The following is a 16,634-nucleotide window of genomic DNA, read 5'->3' on the forward strand; positions in this document are numbered from 1 at the left end:
TCTCGCAATGCCGGGCTATCCCATGAATACCCCCGAGGAGCTCACGGGTGAGCGGCTATATATCGTTCGAGATCGGTCCGCGGACAGATGGGCGAAGATCGCTAACGTTTACCTTATTGCTAGCGAGTATCTCAAACCTGCCGAGGAGGTGCGAGGCCGCACATACAATGGAACCGAGTGGCTGAACGCAATCTTGGCTCTATATCCGGTCGAAGACTTCCTCTGCGCCTTGGCAGGCCTGAACCATGCTGTGTCTAATGCCTCTCGCGAGCCTGGGTTGGTTCAGAGATATAAGCAAATCTTCCTAGCTGCGCTTCCGGATGATATTGCGCATTCTGTGGTTAATGCTCTGGCTGATATCCCCGGCAGGCCGCGCAGGAGGCTCATTAGTCGGCAGGCAATTTTGCGTGCCATTCATACGGTCCTATGCGCTAAGCCTGAGTCGCATGAAGGTGCTGTTGCGGATGCGGTAGCCGGGATAGATCTGTATGTCGCTGCAATTATCCTGGTTCATCTCGTTGCTGAGAATCTGGGAAATGAAAAACGTGCTGAGGGGGAGCCTCGCCTGGGTGGGCTATCTCAATCCCTGGCAATGGAAATGATCTCTAACCAACTGTTCAACGAGATCCCGGAAGCGGGAAGTCTGCTCGGTCGAAGCAGAATGTTGTGGACGCGGTATGAAGTGCAGGCTGCTGCGCGCCGTCCTCCTCTAGAAATGATACAGGAGGCTCTTGGCGTAGAGTTTGACGACATCCTGGCTTTGGCATTTGCCTATTATTCAAAGATTATTTCGCACGAGCCTGGCGGCTCTGTGGGCATACATGCCTTTGAGGGTATCCCAGTTGATCGTGCCATTATCAATGTATTCTTGAGTCGTTTCGCAGTAAGTCCGGAGCAGCTCGCCGAGCAGTTGGGAAATGCGTCAGGGGCCTGGCAAATGATGCCTGTTCAGGATCGCCCTCTTCTGCTTCTTGGGGAGAATGTCGTTGTCCTGGATGAGACATTTCTCCTTGAGCGGGTTACGGAAGGACTCTATTGGCTCGTTCATGACTACGAGAAGCATAATCATGGGGAAAAGGCTCGATTGAAGTGGACCCAAGCCTATTCCAGGATGATCGAATGTCACGTCGAAGGGGAACTTCGAGTCGTAGCGCCACCGCTTCTCGGTGGAGAGGCGAGCACCTTCTTCACCGAAGAGGACCTACAGAGAGCATTTCCCGGAAAGGCGTGCGATGTAGGCGTCGACTTTGGATCGTCGTGTCTTCTTGTTGAAATCGTGAGTGCGACCATGACGGTTGCTACACGAGAACACGGAGACGTTGAGGCGTTCAAGAAGGACGCGGAGAAAATAGTTGTGAAGAAGGCGCGGCAGTTGTCGATTACCGCCGACAACCTCCTCTGTGCGCAGCAGCCAGAGAAATCCCCACTTCTTGTTGGGGCGCATAAGATTTATCCAGTTATTGTCCGGGGTGGTCATTTTCCGTTTAGTCCGATTACTCGCGATTACCTCTTCGAGGTGCTCGTCCAGGAGAACCTACTCACGCAAGCCGGTGTTCGTCCACTTTCCCTGCTAAGTCTGGAAGAACTTGAGGCGGCCGTCAGTCTATACTCCAATCGCGGTATCTCGCTTCCTGATCTTTTGGATTCCTGGCATACTTCCGAATATCGCCACACTAACTTTATGTTCTTCCTGGCGTCGAAGTTCGGGGGTGAAAATATCGGGAGAGAGGAGAGCCTCGAAAACTCGGTAGCGGAGTTCAAATCTATGATCTTGAATCGACTGGGTGCTGGCGAATGAGGATCTCGAAGATCTCGGCTGTTCGCCTCTTGTTCGCTGACTGCTACGCCAACCAGGCTCGGTGAAAGAGAAAAATCGCGGCAATGACCAGAGCTGCCGTCGCCGATTCACCTGTCCTATGATCCGCCTAGGATTTTCAACGAATCATCTATCTGTGGTTGGGAATCCTGTCCTAGCTGCTCTCTTGCCAGCCCTAAAGTACTGGAGAGACATGACTCTTTATCTGCATCTGCCGAACGACGCCGTCAAGTTGGATCATCTAAACGGTCTTCCGGGCACTGAGGTTTTGGCTGGCCCACCACATGGCCTTGACGACGTCCCAGCGACAAGGCACTGATCTGCGTACGGGATATGGGGACGTACGAGGCGGCCGGTTGCATTATTACCGAAATGGATTTCGCCACCTGGGCCCGTTCCGTCGACGATCATTCCGCGAATTTGCTCCTCTTGAACCGCCAAGCCGCCGAGAACCTTTGCCTGGAAACGGTGGAAAGGCGCCGGCCCTGGCAGTCTGGTCTGGAATTCGATGCCGAAGCCGCCGCCCACACCGACAACCTCATTCCCGTGGGACGGGCGAGCCGTAGCTGGATCGGGATCCGCATCGAACTGTTGCGCACGTACGCGCAGGTCCTTTGTAGTGAGCCGCAGGGCGTCCGATCTGATGGTCTGCTGACAGATGCTGGCGCACAGCGCGTTGCCGCAGCTGATCTCGACGCTGTGGCGAAGATCTGGAGGCATGGGCCGCGCACGACTGGGGCGCCATCATCGACCTCGGCGCGAAACGCCAGCATCTTGCCGGACCGCTTCCTCCCTTCCTCGGCACTGGGCCGGACGAGAACCGACCTGGGACGACAGGGCGCCGAGCACTTCGCTGAGCTGAACTCGGCGAGCGGTCGGCATCGTCAGGATATGGATGTGTTAAATGCTCGAAGATGTTCCTTCCTCGGTACGCCTGGATGAAGAATGGTGCGGTGGCAGACGTGGAGAGCTTGATCGGCCAGGTATGGGGTCCGGACGTTCGACCACTGGTCGAGGAGGCGTGGCGCTGCTACAACGCCGGCGCGATTCGCGCCTGCATCACCACGACGTGGAGCGCCGTTACCGCCGACATCATCACCAAGCTCGTACGGCTGGCTGATGACGGCGACGGCCAGGCCGCCTCGTTCCGCACCGCTCTGTCCGAGGCCCAGAAGAAAGGGCTGAGCAAGGACGGGGTGCGAGCCATGCAGGCCATCGAGGCGAGCCTGCTGGACAAGGCCGTGGAGTTCGAGCTCATCGACTCGATCGGGTCACGTGAGCTGGAGCGTATCCGCGAGGATCGCAACCTATGCGCGCATCCTTCGCTGCGCACGCTCGGGGACGTCTACGAGCCTCGCCCAGAAGTCGCCCGTGGCCACCTGGCCGTCGCACTGGCGACCCTGCTCACCCATCCTCCAACGCAGGGCCGCAAGGTTGTCGAGGAGTTCAGCACCTACATCTGCGACCCGTTCTTCGTGCCTACGTATCCGCACATGCAGGCCACCTTCTTCGACCGGGTCCGAACCGCGACTCGCAAAACCATCGTCAGTTTCGCCGCTAAGCATGCCCTGCTCGAACTCGATCCCGAGGGGCGCCTGCCTGCCGCTGAACATTCCGACAGGATGGCTTTGGCCCTGATCGCCTTCGCGCAGCGGGACCGAGAGCTGGTCCGCTCGGCCATTTCCGCCCAAAGCGAGAGGTTCCAGGTGCTCGAAGGTGCCGCCCAGCTGCGCGCCTCGGTGCGGTTGGGAGACCAGGACTTCTTCTGGAGCATGGTGGACCAGGCACTGGCCACACGGCTTCAGGAGATGGTGGCCAAGTTGTCCACCACCGTCGAGTGGGAGTCGCTTCCCCCTGCGACGGCTGCTGCGATTGCCCTGGTTCGGAGCCCGTACGCGCGCGAACGGTTGTCAGTACTGGAAACGCGGTTCACCGAGCTGTCCTGGACCCATCGCCTCGGGGTAGCCACCATGCATCCCGACCCGTACTTTGTGTCGGCGGTGGTCCAATTCATCGACGAAGCTGGCAGTTGGCGTATGGGTGAGCAGGCTGGGCGGATACTCGTCCAACACGCTCCTTTCCTGACCATCGAGACCTTGCGAGAAGCCTTGAACGGCTGGTGGGAAAACTCAGAGTGCCGGACCGCGGCAGACATGCCGAACCTCGCCGTACTCCTCTTCCACGGCACATCACACCTCGGTCCCCAACGCGCCCCCGTGTTCGGCGAGTTCCTGACCAACGTTCGAGCGCTGGAAGGCGAAGGTGAGTACTACAGCTACCCGGCGCTGGAAGAAGCTCTGAGTCGGTCGGGATACAACCCTTCAGCGGCTGGTAGATGAGCCGCGAACGTTCGCCGCTCTTGTAGTAGACCAGGGCGGCGATGTTCACTCGTCCGCTCCCGTTGGCGTGGACGTGCACCACCGGGATCCGCCGAGGCCACGTGTCGCTATGTTGACAGGAGAGTCGAGTATGACTCCCATCTCGGGGGAACGATCAATGCCAGCACAGTAAATGATCTTCAAAGGCTGCTCGCCTCTGTGATAGCACCCATCCGTGAATGCCTCTCTCCCGCACCTTCTCGTCGAGCGGCTCTGTATTTCTGTTCAGATGAACTGGTGGGGGCATTCGTGCCGTAATTTGACATGAGCTGCCGCTACATTCATCCGAGGGTGCGCTATCAGGCTGATTCACCAAAGCGCTAAGGGTGAATGTCTTGAAAGGGTAGCATTTGCCGGGTTTGAAAGGTGAGCAGGTTTATGGACGTCGGTGATGTCTGGGGGTTCAGGGATCAACCGAAGGCCGTCGGGGGGCGGGTGTACCAGGTGGAGGTGGTCCGGGTCGATGGGCCGCGAAAACACGGCGATCTGCATGTACGTTTCCTCGATGGCGAGGAGGCCGGGCTGCAGGAGTGGGTGGCGCGTGGTCAACTGGTCGCTCCGTGGGCTGACGTCGGGGCGTTCCTTGATGACGATCGCCGGTGGGCGGCAGCGATTGAAAGCTCACGTGAGGTTCGAGGTAGCGCGGAATTCGAAGTGGCCAAGCTGCTCTTCGGTCATGTTCGGCCGAAGAACAAGATTCGTCTCCGGCATGCTGTCGCAGATGCCGGAGTGATGGAGATCGCCGATCTCGATGGGGTGGCGTCGTGGCTTGGTCTCGACCCTCGGGACCTGCGTAAGGAGCCGCTGGCCTTTGAGGACAGGTTCGGAACCTATGTCGCTTCGTGGCCGACGACTCGTCAGGTGGCCATGCGAGTGGCCCAGGTTCTGGGTGGAGACGTCCTCAAGGCCATGACGAAGCAGGAAGAAGCGCTGAAGACACAACGCCGGAACGAGTCCTGGTACGGACATGAGAAGACCGACCGCGAACTGGAGCGGCTGGAGACCGTCGTCGGCACGCTCTATGAGTGGTGCGGTAAGGAAGTCATCGACCGTTATGACGAGCTCAAGGCCTTACGGGCCGAGGTCGAACGTCTGGGTGGGCTGGTCCAGCGTGCAGTGTCGGAGTTGAGGGCCCGCAAGTGTCACGCTATCGCCGCCACCATTGAGGCCGACCTCGGCGTCCATACGACCAGCTTTCGCGGTGGGCATCGCTGACCTGTGTTCGCTGTTCGGCTTGAGGCCGGTAATACTCCTTTTTGGGGCCATGGGGACTCCAGTCCCCGAGGTAAGGGCGCAGGTCGTCTGGGGCTGGATCCTTGTTGAAGCCCGCGTGGGCGAGACGAGATGGACCGCGGAGTGGGTCTAGGCGGTCGGCGATCGCGTGTCCCCACTCGATCCAGGGACGCAGGAGTTCGGCTTCCCCTGGCTCCTGGCAGCCAGCCGCGGCTTGGTCGAGCGCGGCGCAGAATTCGCGGATTTCGCTGGCTGCCCCCCAGGCATCCAAGGCATTGGCGAATGTCGTGTTGCGGTAGTCATCAACTGCGCGGCTCCGGGCCTGCACCATCGAGGCCTCCCAGCGCGCCCGCTTCGCGGCTTCTTCTCGTTCTTGTTCGGCGAGCCACTCCTCGTATTCCTGTCTCCGAGCGAGGGCAGCCTTTTCCGCCGCCCCGGCGCGATGCTCGATCTCCTTGACGACCTCGCATACTTTGCTTTCTACCAGCGAGCGCGAACTATCCGTCCACTGGTCGCGTCGGCTATGTGGCGACTGGGGTAACTCCAGGCGAAGGCGTCCCGTTGGTGCGGATTCGTATTGCACGGGGACTCGCTGCCAGGCATAAGGTCTTCGGCGTTTTTCCTCGGGATCTGGCTCGCGGACCACTTGGTCCTGTTCCTCTTTGACGGCAACCGGGTACTGCCTCGTACCGGCCTGTATGTACAGTCCGCGAGCTTTGCGTTTCTTGGACATCGAAAGTTTGTGGCCGCTTCGGCGGGCTTCTTCTGCAAGGGACTTGACCAGGTCGATGGCCCGGGGCATGAGTGCCTCGGAGACGGCCAGTACCTCGGGATGATCCCGAAGCAGCTTGACCAGCGCGTCGGCATCGGTGACCTTGTCGCGTGCACTGAGGCGGATGCGGTTCCAGTCCGTCTCGTCCGGATGCGCGTCGTCGAAGAGCCGGATGATCAGATCGCCGCCATTTCGGCCGGTGTGCCGTAGATGGAAACCTGCAGGTACCAGGTTGTGTTGTTTGGCCGCGTGCATCGCCCGCCGGTAGGACGCGCGTGTCTCCTGGTCAGGGGTCTGGATCTCGAGGGTTCCCCCATTGTGTTGTAGGCGTTCGATCAACTCCTCGGCCAGGCCGAGGGGGCTTTGACCGGCGTCGCGTGTTCTGGAGGCGCCTGGTGTACGGGCAACGACGGCACTGCTCACTGTGCCTGGAGTTGGCCGGTCCGGGTGATGGCCATGCTTCAGATAGAAGCGGCCAGCCTCAGTGATCTCGGCCTGCCAGAATCCGTCCTTTCGCGGCGTGGTGACCAAGCCGCGGTCACGAAGCGCGTACACCGTTCTAGCCAGCTCCGGCGTCTTCGCGCTGACCGGTTCCTGGCTCTTCCCGATCCGCTGCAACACCGTCAACTGACGATCATTTAACCTGTCCCATCGCTGCACGTCACCAGATCACACCGCAATGTCACCGCAGGCAAGTGGTTTCAGGATTTGCGTCGCGTCGGCGAGCTTGTCGACCTTCTTGGTGTGGAGCATGCAGGGGGACTTGAACTGTTCGCCTATCCCCTGAGCAGGGTCGATGCCCCATGGTTAGACATCTCATGTCCGGAATGAGCGCGCAAGGTGGCGTCTCCTGGACTCAACTCGACAGAATCGGGTCTAACAGCGCGGCACACGCTTATGCCAGCGAACCCCAGCAGCCGCCAGTTCGGGATCTTGAACCGCGCCGGGTTTCGTGGAGCCTCCAGCAATCCCGGCGCGGTTCATCTTCAGCAGGCGGCTTCCGCTGCGCCTGGGGCAGGAGCAGTAGGGCGGGTGGGGCGGTGACGCTGACGGCGAACGTGGCGCACGGCTGGTCCGGCGGACTCGGGTCGCGCCTGGTCAGCGCTCTGGCACCGCTGGCCTTCGCGGGCGCGTACGAACTGCTCATGTGGATCGTCCGGAACACCCGGCAACCGTCCATCGAGACGCCGGCCAAGGACCACGTGTGCCAGCCCGTTGAGACTCTCGTTGAGGTGGAACGCGTGGTGCCGGTGCTGCCCACCGACCGGTACGAGGCGGCGCGTGCAACCGAACACCGCTTGTGGCTAGAGCCGTACGTCCACAGTAACGGCAACCATTCGTGTAGATACGTCACCGATGAGTTAGAGATCCTCCTCCTCAATGGAGAAGGTGACGCCAGGCAGCAGTTTCGCCTTGGACAAGAGCGAACTGGTATCCCTCGTCCGGGCCGTCACGGTGATCTCCAACCCGAGCATCTGGAGATCGACAGTCGCCCTTGCCGGGTCGACGAGAGAGGCGAGTTCGCGGATGAGCCCCCACACGGCTTCGCGTTTCGCATCGTTGGTAAGCGACGACAGCGGCATCCTGACTTTCGTCACCTCGTAGGTCGTCGCTTCAGTCTCTGCCTGCGATGAAGGGACAGGATTTGCACCTGCGTATCCGCCGGTCAGCTTGCTCACGCCCTGACTCGACCCACCACCGCGTCCAGATACTGGAATGAGGGACGTGGATGAAAGTTGGGGCGACAGCACCGGACGTGGGCGGAGCAATTGCTGCATCGATGCGGGCTGAATCTGGCTGGGGCTGGCGGGGCGAATCTCATTGCCGTCGCTGTCGGTCAGCATCCATTCGGCACCGGTAGCCAGGTGAAACAAAGCCTGGCGCAGGTCATCGACGGTGGCAACCAGCGGCCAGGTGGGATCGCTGTATGGGAGGGCGAAAAGCTCTATAGGGGTGAGGTCACGTCCGAAGGCCCCGCGGCCGATCAGCTGGCTGACGTACTCGGGCGCCAGCGCTCCAGCTGCGACGGCGCGACCGACCGCGACAAGTTCGTTCCACACCTCCTGCCCTAACAGGGCGCTCCTACCGTCGGGCATCGTTTTGTACTGCACCGTCAGACCGTCAGAGGTGCGAAGTAGGTAGGCGTAGTGCTGGTAGGCCCACTTAACATCAGTATCGAGTTTGGTCCGGGCCTCGTCCCTGCGTGCGCAAGCCTCGGGATACTCATCAGCGACAGGATCGAGTTGGGCGACAACGGTCTCCCAAGCGAGCAGGTCCCGGGCCCGATCGCGTGCGCGAGTGCGGCGCTGTGTGTTCACCATGGCGACCACCATGGATGCCGCGTAGGTGGCGCTGAGCCCAGGCGTGACACCGAACGCCATGTTGAGGTCGACGCGGGTATCAGCATCGCGGCCGTTGAGCAGGCTCCACCGGCGTGGGTCGAGCACGACAAGACGGTTCTCCTGACCGTCAAACCCGGAGAAGCATCCGGCAGCGGAGGTATCGCTCCCGACGGACCCTTCCGCGAAATGCGGCCCGCTAAAGGCTCCCTTACTGGCCAACCGCTGGGCGCGCTTCCACACACGGTCCAGCGCCAGATCATTGCTAACCATGGCTGTGGCGTTGGCGTGGTACATGTTCAGCGTCTGCTTGATGGAGAGGTAGAAACGTTCTGGTCCTTTGCCCGTGGCTGGGCGTGCTCGTTCCAAGGCTCCCAGGCCACCTTGGACGGGACTGGCGGTGAGAGCGTTGAAGACTTCTTCAGCAGTCGCGTACTGCACGTCCTGGCCGGCGATGGCAGCTATCAGCTCGGGCTTGGTTGCTCCACGGGCAGCTTGGGCCCGAGGAACCAGGCTGTAGGCAAAGCACGCGGTTGCCATCCGTACGGCGGGTGCTGGTTGGCCGGCCGACACGCCGTTGACGGCGAGCGCGGAGTCCATGATGAAGGCTGTGCCGCCACCTCCGCCGGAGCGGACGATGTCAGTGTTGGCCACCGCGCGGAATCCTTGTATGGCGCGGGCGCTGCCAGCCAGTACACCGGACGACAACAGGGCCTCTAAAGCGTTGGTGTGCAGAGGGATGTCTCCAGGACCGATCAGATCGGGTGCCCATCGTCCCGCTTCATGCTCGATCGCCCAGTGTAGGACTGTGCGCGCGAAGATATCGACGGTGGAACGAACCTGCTGGAAGGCTTGGACGACCGACCATTCTTTGGCGATCAACTCGAAGAGGTCAGGGTGGAAGGGGTAAGTCTCGGCGGTCCGGTCGGGGAGGCTGGTAAGCGTACGGGCCGAACCGAGCTTGCTGTATACCTCCTTGGACCAAGTTTCATCAGCGGCGATAACGTAGGCGGTGCCGATCCTTCGGGCGGCTGCGTCTTCGATGTCGTTGGCGAACAGACGACGGCGGATGATCTGAGCGAAGTCGGCAGGCTCAGTAACCGTGACGGTTTCGCCGTTACGTCGCAGCCGAGTTGCGATGTACTCTCGGATTTCTTCGGCAGCCACAGGGTAGCCAGCTTGGTCCTTGTCGCTGCGAATCATCACCACGATCAGTGCGACGTGCGGTTGGTCATCGACAGCGTCGGCAAGAGCGTTGAGGAAAGCTTGTTCTCCAGGCAGACCGCCGATGGCATCCTGGTCATTCAACATCATCACGTAGTCCATGAGCTCATCGATGACTACCAGCACAGGGCGATCGATCTCAGCGAATGCAGCCTGCAGAGTTGCCTTGTTAGCGCCGAGGGAAACGTAGTGTTGCCAGCGGCTCATACGGTCTGGGTGGCTATGGAATAACAGCCACAGGAACCGCCCGAACAGGTCTGTGGCCGGTCCGAATCGAGGATCGGTTTTTCCTGGGGACATCGAATCACCGATGAGAATGATCGGGGCGACCGCGCTGAGATCCAGTTCATGTCCGCCTGCGGTGGCTTCGGCAGCGACAGCAAGCCCGAGCTCAGTGGCGAGGAACAGTCCAGTGTCGTTGATCATATGCCAGATACCGACGAGTGCATGGCTTTTACCTCCGCCCATGCCCTGGTCGAGGTGGAAACATGCCTTGGCCTCGACACCCGCCACCCAGAGCCGACGAGCGACCCGTCCTAGAAAGCCGACCAGCAACGGAGTGGGCTGAGTGATGTCGGTGTAATAGCCACACTTGGCGTAAGGGACCGGAACGGTCTGGTAGACAGCCTTAGCCAGGCTCATCTGCAGTTCGCCCACCGACCCGTCAGTGCGGCGGACTTCGTCACGGAGGTTGAGGACATTGGCCCAATGGGCGCCGTGAGCGGGTTCGGTCACGAGGTCTCCTCGAACAAGCTGAGGGGGGTGGCCGCTACATGGGTGGTGCCGCTAGACACGGCAATGGCTTGGATGGACGCGCGGTTGCGCTTCACTGCAGCCAAGGCGACTCTGACTGGGTCAGAGGCAGGAAGTTTGGTGGCCAGCCAATCGACCAGCGCCCATACCTGTGCATCGGTCGGGGAGCGTTCTGCGGAGGTGAGACATGCGGCGGCGGCAACCGTTCCCTCAGGCCACCTCGCCGCCATTCCGCGAACGACCTCATAGGTGCTGGAAGTGGAAAAGAGCTGGCCGGGGGCGTCGTGGCGGAGCCGGTATCCGGCCTTGGTCTCGATCAAGATGGGACCGCGTAGGTCCTCTATTCGCAACGCGTCGGATTGGGCGAAGAAACGGGCTTCTCCCTTGGGGACATCCATGCGGCCATGGACTTCATGCCAGAAGATTGCCAGCCGGGTGTGTGGGTCGAAGATCTCCAGTGGCGATTCGTCTAGTCGCAGGGCGACGGCATCACGGACGGCGCGGCGGGCCAGGGTCATGTAGTGCTCCAGGGACACGGCGGTCCCATCTGGCGTAATGACTTTGCTATAGCGACCCACTACCTGAAGGGCCGCCCCGTAGGAGGCCATGAGTTGGTCTTCGAGAGCTAGCCCATCGCCATCCCAGGTGCGGCAGCGGGTCTTAACTTGGTTGATCACCTCGGCATCGACCTGTGCTGCGATACCAATGGGTCGGTTGGGTGGGGCGACCCGCGCCCCTATGGAAACGGTCACGGAGATGGTCGCGACACCGGTGACGGCCGTCTCGGTGCGCGAGGGCCAAGACGAGGTGACCACGAAGCCGGCATTCGTCAGGGCGGCCAGCAGTCGTTTCCAGGCTTGGGGATCGGAGTGACCGAAGATGACGGTCATGTGCCCGTTAGCCTTAAGTACGCGCCGGGCTTCTGCAAAGGAGCGGGCCAACATGGACTCGTAGAAGTCCTGCGTGCGGTGATCACCGTTTGCCTTGGCTCCGCGTTTGACGATGATCTCTTCGCTCTTGTCCTGTAGTCCGTCCGTGCCATCGAGTGCGCCATCGAAGAGATCCTTGAGAGCCCCCCGCAGCGCGCGCTTGAACCAGGCGTAGGACAGATCTGAGGAATCAGCGTAAGCGATCATGTCGTAGTAGGGCGGATCGGTCACGATCACATCGATTGTAGCGTCGCGAAATGGTAGTGCCACCGAGGAAGCACGGCGCAAGCGGGCAGGGGGTGACTCGAATGTGTTCTCGAGCAGCACTTTGCGAAGCGCGTTCAGCAAACTGGAGGAGACTGAACTCCAAGTTCCCGGTCCGGCGCCCGGTCCTACTTCGAGGTAGTCAAACGCATGCGTAACGGTGCTCTGGTTGGTGAAGACGTCACCTGAATAGACACGATTCTGCGCTGACCCATCAGGCCTTCCACGACTTTCTTTACGCGAGCCGCGGGTCGCCCGGCGTAGTTGCCGAGCAATGTTGGAGGCGGCATATGAACACAGAGCGGCGGCGTACTCTGGGCTCACCGCTTCGCGCAGCTCATGATGCAGTTCAGCGATGATTTTCGCAGTGGTGGCGAACAATATCGTTTGCCGAGGGTTCATCAACGACCCATAGGTCGTGTAACCGTAGCCACTTGCGCGGACGTTGTCCTTGTTTCCGCGAGGGATCGCCTCATCGGGGAAGGGAGACAGCCCAGCGATGGTAGATAGGGCCGATAGATCTGCACGTGCAGCAGCAGCGCTCTCGTCTGGCCGGGGCACCCGGAATTCTTTGCGGTTCGTGTTGGGGTCGATCTCGGCTACGGCCAGCATCGCGTCGATGTACTGACCAGCGAATCCTTTCGCTTTGACCACGTCCAAGGTGTGAACGTGGCCGCAATTAGGGAACGGGCACCGTGCGGATTTGCCTTGCTTTCCGACAGGCGCAGAGAATGTTGGCTGTTGTTGTGGAAGGCCGTCCTTGACGTGCGGGAGCCAGTGATCGCCATCTACAATCAGCTCAAGGGCTTGTCCTTCATCCCTAGTGCGGTTGTAAGGGTTCCGCAAGACCATCGAGCCGATCAAGGGAAACCGACGGCTGCAGCCGTCGCAGGGAATGGTGACAGCCCACAGATACGCCCACGGCACCTGGCCACCCAGAGCGGCGTTTCCAGGGTAGTGGGCGGTCATCTGTTTAGCGACGCGGCGACCTACCTCAGATAGAACAGTCCGCACATCACCGAGTAAGCGTGGCTCTCCTGCCAGACCTGCGAGTCCCAGCTGACCGGTTGTGGCCGACTTTCGCCGTTTACTGTTCGGTGAGGCGGCTTCTTTTTCCTCCCTGGCAAATTCAGTTGCGGGAGAATAAGGTAGCGGGGGTTCAGCGGACCAATCACGTAGAGGGTAATCGGCCAGCAGTCGACCAGCGAGGGTTGCGACGGGGGAGAGGTCAATGCCGATGGCTGTGGCCCCGGCGCGGGTTGCCTCTAGCGAGATGATCCCTCGGCCAGAGTAGATATCGAGCACAACGGGTGGCTTGGCCCCATACTGCTCGGCGATGCGACTGCGCAGGCGCAGCATCGCGGCCTTCTCGCCCTTGAGGACAGCCGCTTGTATGTCGAAACGATTCTCCAGGGTGTCCGGCAGAAGCGAGCACAACACGGCAGCACGTGCCTGTGCGATGGGCCGGGAGGCAAACCAGGTGAACAGCGCCTTCTCGCTGAGACCTGATCCGGCAGGAGTGCCGACTGCTTTGTCCACCTCAGGGCAGGGAAACCAGGTGTCGATCAGGCGAGCAGGTGTCGCAGTCTGATCGGTCAAGCCACCGGTGGCGCTACTTTCGGCAGCGGTGACGGTCGGCGAGGTGCTCATGCCTGGGCTCCGATCAGTCGCTTGAGCTCTGACAGGGGGATTTGGAAGCGTTCGATACGTCGCGGGCCACCGAGCACCGCGGCGGGATCTTGCTGACGGAGCCGGACAGCGGGCTTGGTGACGCAGGAGTCGACCACGTATAGCCAGTACTCGCTGCCGCGCTGCTGAGCTTGGGCCCATTCGTTCTGCTCCAGCCATACCGCGCGCAGCGGTCCTTGCACTCCCTTGACTTCGACCAGGCGCTGCTCACGGGTGGCGCGGTGCCGCGCGTAGAGGTCGTAACCGAGGCCGGCAGTCTGCCTGTCGTCGACCTCGTAGCCGCGCCGTTCCAGTTCGGAGACGACCACAGAGATCGCGACCTTCTCGGAGTCTGGGTCATAACCCAGTTGATCCACGCGGGCGCCGCCAGTAACCGCGATCCAGCCGACCAGTCGTACGGCGCTGCTGTTGACCTGGGCGATGTCTTCCAGTACAGCCAAGCGCTGGTCCTTGGCGACCGTGAATTGCCTCAGCAACTGGGTGCGGTCGAGGAGTGGTCGGTCGGCGATGGATTCCTCGAACCGGTATTGCGTAGCGTCCAGTTGCTGCCTGGCGGCTTTGATCCACGCTTGACGCTCGACGGCTAAGGCAGCAACCTGGGTGCGCAATTCGGTCTTGGCTGCTTCAGTGGCATCGTGGCGGGTAGCTGGCGACAACGAGGTGGGCCCTGCCGGTGGTGGGTCATTCGGATCCGGACTGCGCAAGGTCAGAAGCGATTCCCACGCCACGGGTAGGGCCTGACCAGCCGAGCAGCGGATGAGCAGCGGGGCCTTACGTGTGGCGCGTGTGGCACCGTCATGGAGCTGGATGTCAGCGTCGAACAGGGCCAGCACATACGAGGTGAGTGCAGCGCTGTCGACGAGGGCTGCGCCGCGGACCAGGTCTTCCTCTCCTGTGGAGAGTGCGTGCGCGATGAGCTGCTGAAAGGGATCCTCGGTCGGCCCCAGGACGATAACGTCGTCCAGCCCAGTCGCGCCATCATTGATTGCTTGGCGCACCGAGGCGCCGTCAGCTGCGATGTACGCGTGGCTGCCCCCGCCAAGCGACTCGGGAAGCTTCCCCTTGTCGGCGACGGTGAGCCGGCGGATTCCCTTTGCCGGGCCTGGCCCGATGTTCCAACTGCAACTGCGGGCAAGCTGGTCGACCATCGCGTCGACGATGACCGGATTGATCGCCTCCAGTCGGTCAGCGGCGAAACGCTCCAACGCGTCGCCAGTCTTGGCCGGCGTGCTCAGCGAACGTTCATCGGCGACCAGGACGCGAGCGGTCTCGATGAGCGCGGCGGCTTCGGGGATGGTGACATGCCGTCCGCTCTGGGCGTCGACCATCGCCTTCCCCCAGTCGAAGCCAGCGCTGAAAGAAGTGGCGTCTAGTAGGTCATACAGCTTCCCCTCTAGCGCTTCGGCTGCGCTTTCGAGGTTGTTCAACATGACCTCCTGGACGCGGCCCTCGCGGGTGTGCGGGGCGACCAGGTGGTAGACGTGGACCGGGTTGCGCTGGCCGACCCGGTGCAGGCGTCCCATCCGCTGTTCGAGGCGCACCATCGACCAGGGCAGGTCCCAATCGACCATGACGTGAGCCGATTGCAGGTCGATGCCTTCCCCGCCCGCGTCTGTGGACACCAGGACTTGGAATTGTCCGGCAAGGAAGCGCTCCTGGAGTGAGTCCCGGCTACGGTGGTCGACGGCACCTTCCAGAATGTCGGCGCTGAAGCCCGCCGCAGTAAATCGTGCGAGTAACCATCGGGCGGTGTCCGCGAATTCGGTGAATACCAGCAATTGTCCGTACTTGTGGCGGATGTTGTGCTGGTCGAGCAGCGTTAGGAGTGCCTGCCATTTGGCCGGGGAGGCTGCCTCTTCGGCCTGGCGCAGCGTCTCCAGGACGGTGGCGACACGAGAAAGTTCAGCGCTCTTGTCGCGTGTTCTGGAGGTGACGAGAGCGCTTTCTGCGCGTGCCCAGGTGTCGTCGTCGTCGGCAGCTGCTCCTAAGCCGTCAGCTGTGAGGAGATCATCGGGTACTACGACGGTACTGCGTTCGTGCGCGGCACCCTTAAGGGCGGCCTCGCGGCGACGAATCGTCTGCGTGACGGCGTACAAGCTGGATGCCGCCCGCTTGCCATAGATGGAGCGGGCCAGGGTGGCGTTGTCAGCATAGAAGGCGTCGACGTAGTCCATTACGGCGTCGTAGGCCACTTCCTCGTACGGGTTGAGACGGACGGGTATCGTCTTGGAGAAGCGGCGGGGGAAGAGCTGGTTGCCGTCGTGGTCGACCAGATCCTCTTTCATCCGTCGTAGAAAAGACAGCTTGCTGGGTACTAGCGCGATGTCGTAGTCGCTCTGGCGCGGCTCCCACGGGTACAGCGTCGGATCCAGCAAATTCATCAGGCCGCGAAAATAGTGTTCCTTGCCGCGATGAGGGGTGGCGGTGAGCAGCAGCAGGTGATGAGTCCTCGCCGCCGCCTCACGTGCTGCAGCAAGGAGTTGGCTGGTGGGGGTCAGACGGTGCGCCTCGTCAAAGACGATCAAGGACCAGGAGGCGCGGTGCCCAGCCACCTTGCGGCGCACATCTGGGTTGTGAGTGAACAGGTCGACTGAGATCAGCCAGGTGCCGTAGCGGGGGTCGAGATCCGCAGGGTCGGCGGCGATCTCGGTGGTGATCCGACGGGCCTCCACGCCGAACAACCGCTGCAGGTCTCGCTCCCATTTGATAACCAGGTGCGCTGGCACGATGATCAATGATCGGCCCTGTATGAGTCCTTGCCGTCGCCCCTCGGTGAGATACATCCCCGCCATGATCGTTTTTCCGGTCCCGGGCTCATCGGCCAACAGGAACCGCAGGCGGGGCTGGCCAAGCATGTGCCCGTGGACGGCTTCGTCCTGGTGAGCGTACGGGCGCAGTGGACGGGTGGCCAGGACGGCTGATCGGATACGCGGAAGCGCGTGCTGCATCCATCGTCCCCATAGGGCCGTCAGCGCGCGTTCGGGATGGCCGCCGCGGTCATTAGTGGGGACAAGTCCCTTGACTAATTGCTGTTCAGATAATAAGAGGCGTCGCGGCTGGCCCTCGGCGTCGATAACGAAGAGTTCGATCGAACCGTCTCCAGCCCAGTCGGCATCCCTTACCGTTACCAGCGCGCCGTCAACGCGTACCTGTCGCCCTCTCGCGGGCAGTTCACTCGTCATCGCTTCCTTGTGCAAGCCTGCGAGTGCAGCACAAACAGGGGCCGCAGCGTAGTCC

General features: G+C 61.4%; 8 protein-coding genes. 4 read left to right on the plus strand and 4 right to left on the minus strand.

What is annotated here, in order from left to right:
* The first annotated feature begins 7 nt into the window (after positions 1–7).
* The 4 genes from J2853_RS35820 (at position 8) to J2853_RS35835 (ending at position 5,409) form a co-directional block, all read left to right on the plus strand.
* Positions 8–1,798, plus strand: a complete 1,791-nt coding sequence (locus J2853_RS35820; protein WP_307565167.1) for a hypothetical protein — start codon at positions 8–10, stop codon at positions 1,796–1,798.
* 390 nt (positions 1,799–2,188) lie between these two features.
* A complete protein-coding gene (locus J2853_RS35825; RefSeq protein WP_307565169.1) occupies positions 2,189–2,758 on the plus strand; it encodes a hypothetical protein in 570 nt (189 codons plus the stop codon).
* Between the two features lie 11 nt (positions 2,759–2,769).
* Entirely contained in the window at positions 2,770–4,155 is a 1,386-nt protein-coding gene (locus J2853_RS35830; protein ID WP_307565171.1) for a hypothetical protein, read from the plus strand.
* 417 nt (positions 4,156–4,572) lie between these two features.
* Positions 4,573–5,409, plus strand: a complete 837-nt coding sequence (locus J2853_RS35835) for a hypothetical protein (RefSeq protein ID WP_307565173.1) — start codon at positions 4,573–4,575, stop codon at positions 5,407–5,409.
* Here J2853_RS35835 and J2853_RS35840 read toward each other — a convergent pair.
* The 4 genes from J2853_RS35840 to J2853_RS35855 form a co-directional block, all read right to left on the minus strand.
* Positions 5,342–6,826: a hypothetical protein gene (locus J2853_RS35840; protein ID WP_307565175.1), complete on the minus strand. Its 1,485-nt coding sequence runs from the start codon at positions 6,824–6,826 to the stop codon at positions 5,342–5,344. The genes J2853_RS35835 and J2853_RS35840 overlap by 68 nt on opposite strands.
* A 734-nt stretch (positions 6,827–7,560) precedes the next feature.
* Positions 7,561–10,497 (minus strand): DUF499 family protein, encoded by a 2,937-nt coding sequence (locus tag J2853_RS35845; RefSeq protein WP_307565177.1) that lies wholly within the window; start codon positions 10,495–10,497, stop codon positions 7,561–7,563.
* Complete coding sequence (locus J2853_RS35850) at positions 10,494–13,358, minus strand: hypothetical protein (RefSeq protein ID WP_307565179.1); 2,865 nt, start codon at positions 13,356–13,358, stop codon at positions 10,494–10,496. The genes J2853_RS35845 and J2853_RS35850 overlap by 4 nt, the downstream gene beginning before the upstream one ends.
* A complete protein-coding gene (locus tag J2853_RS35855) occupies positions 13,355–16,579 on the minus strand; it encodes a helicase-related protein (protein WP_307565181.1) in 3,225 nt (1,074 codons plus the stop codon). The genes J2853_RS35850 and J2853_RS35855 overlap by 4 nt, the downstream gene beginning before the upstream one ends.
* Between the last annotated feature and the right edge of the window lie 55 nt (positions 16,580–16,634).

Origin of the sequence: Streptosporangium lutulentum, from assembly GCF_030811455.1 — a bacterium.
GTDB classification, from domain to species: Bacteria; Actinomycetota; Actinomycetes; order Streptosporangiales; family Streptosporangiaceae; genus Streptosporangium; species Streptosporangium lutulentum.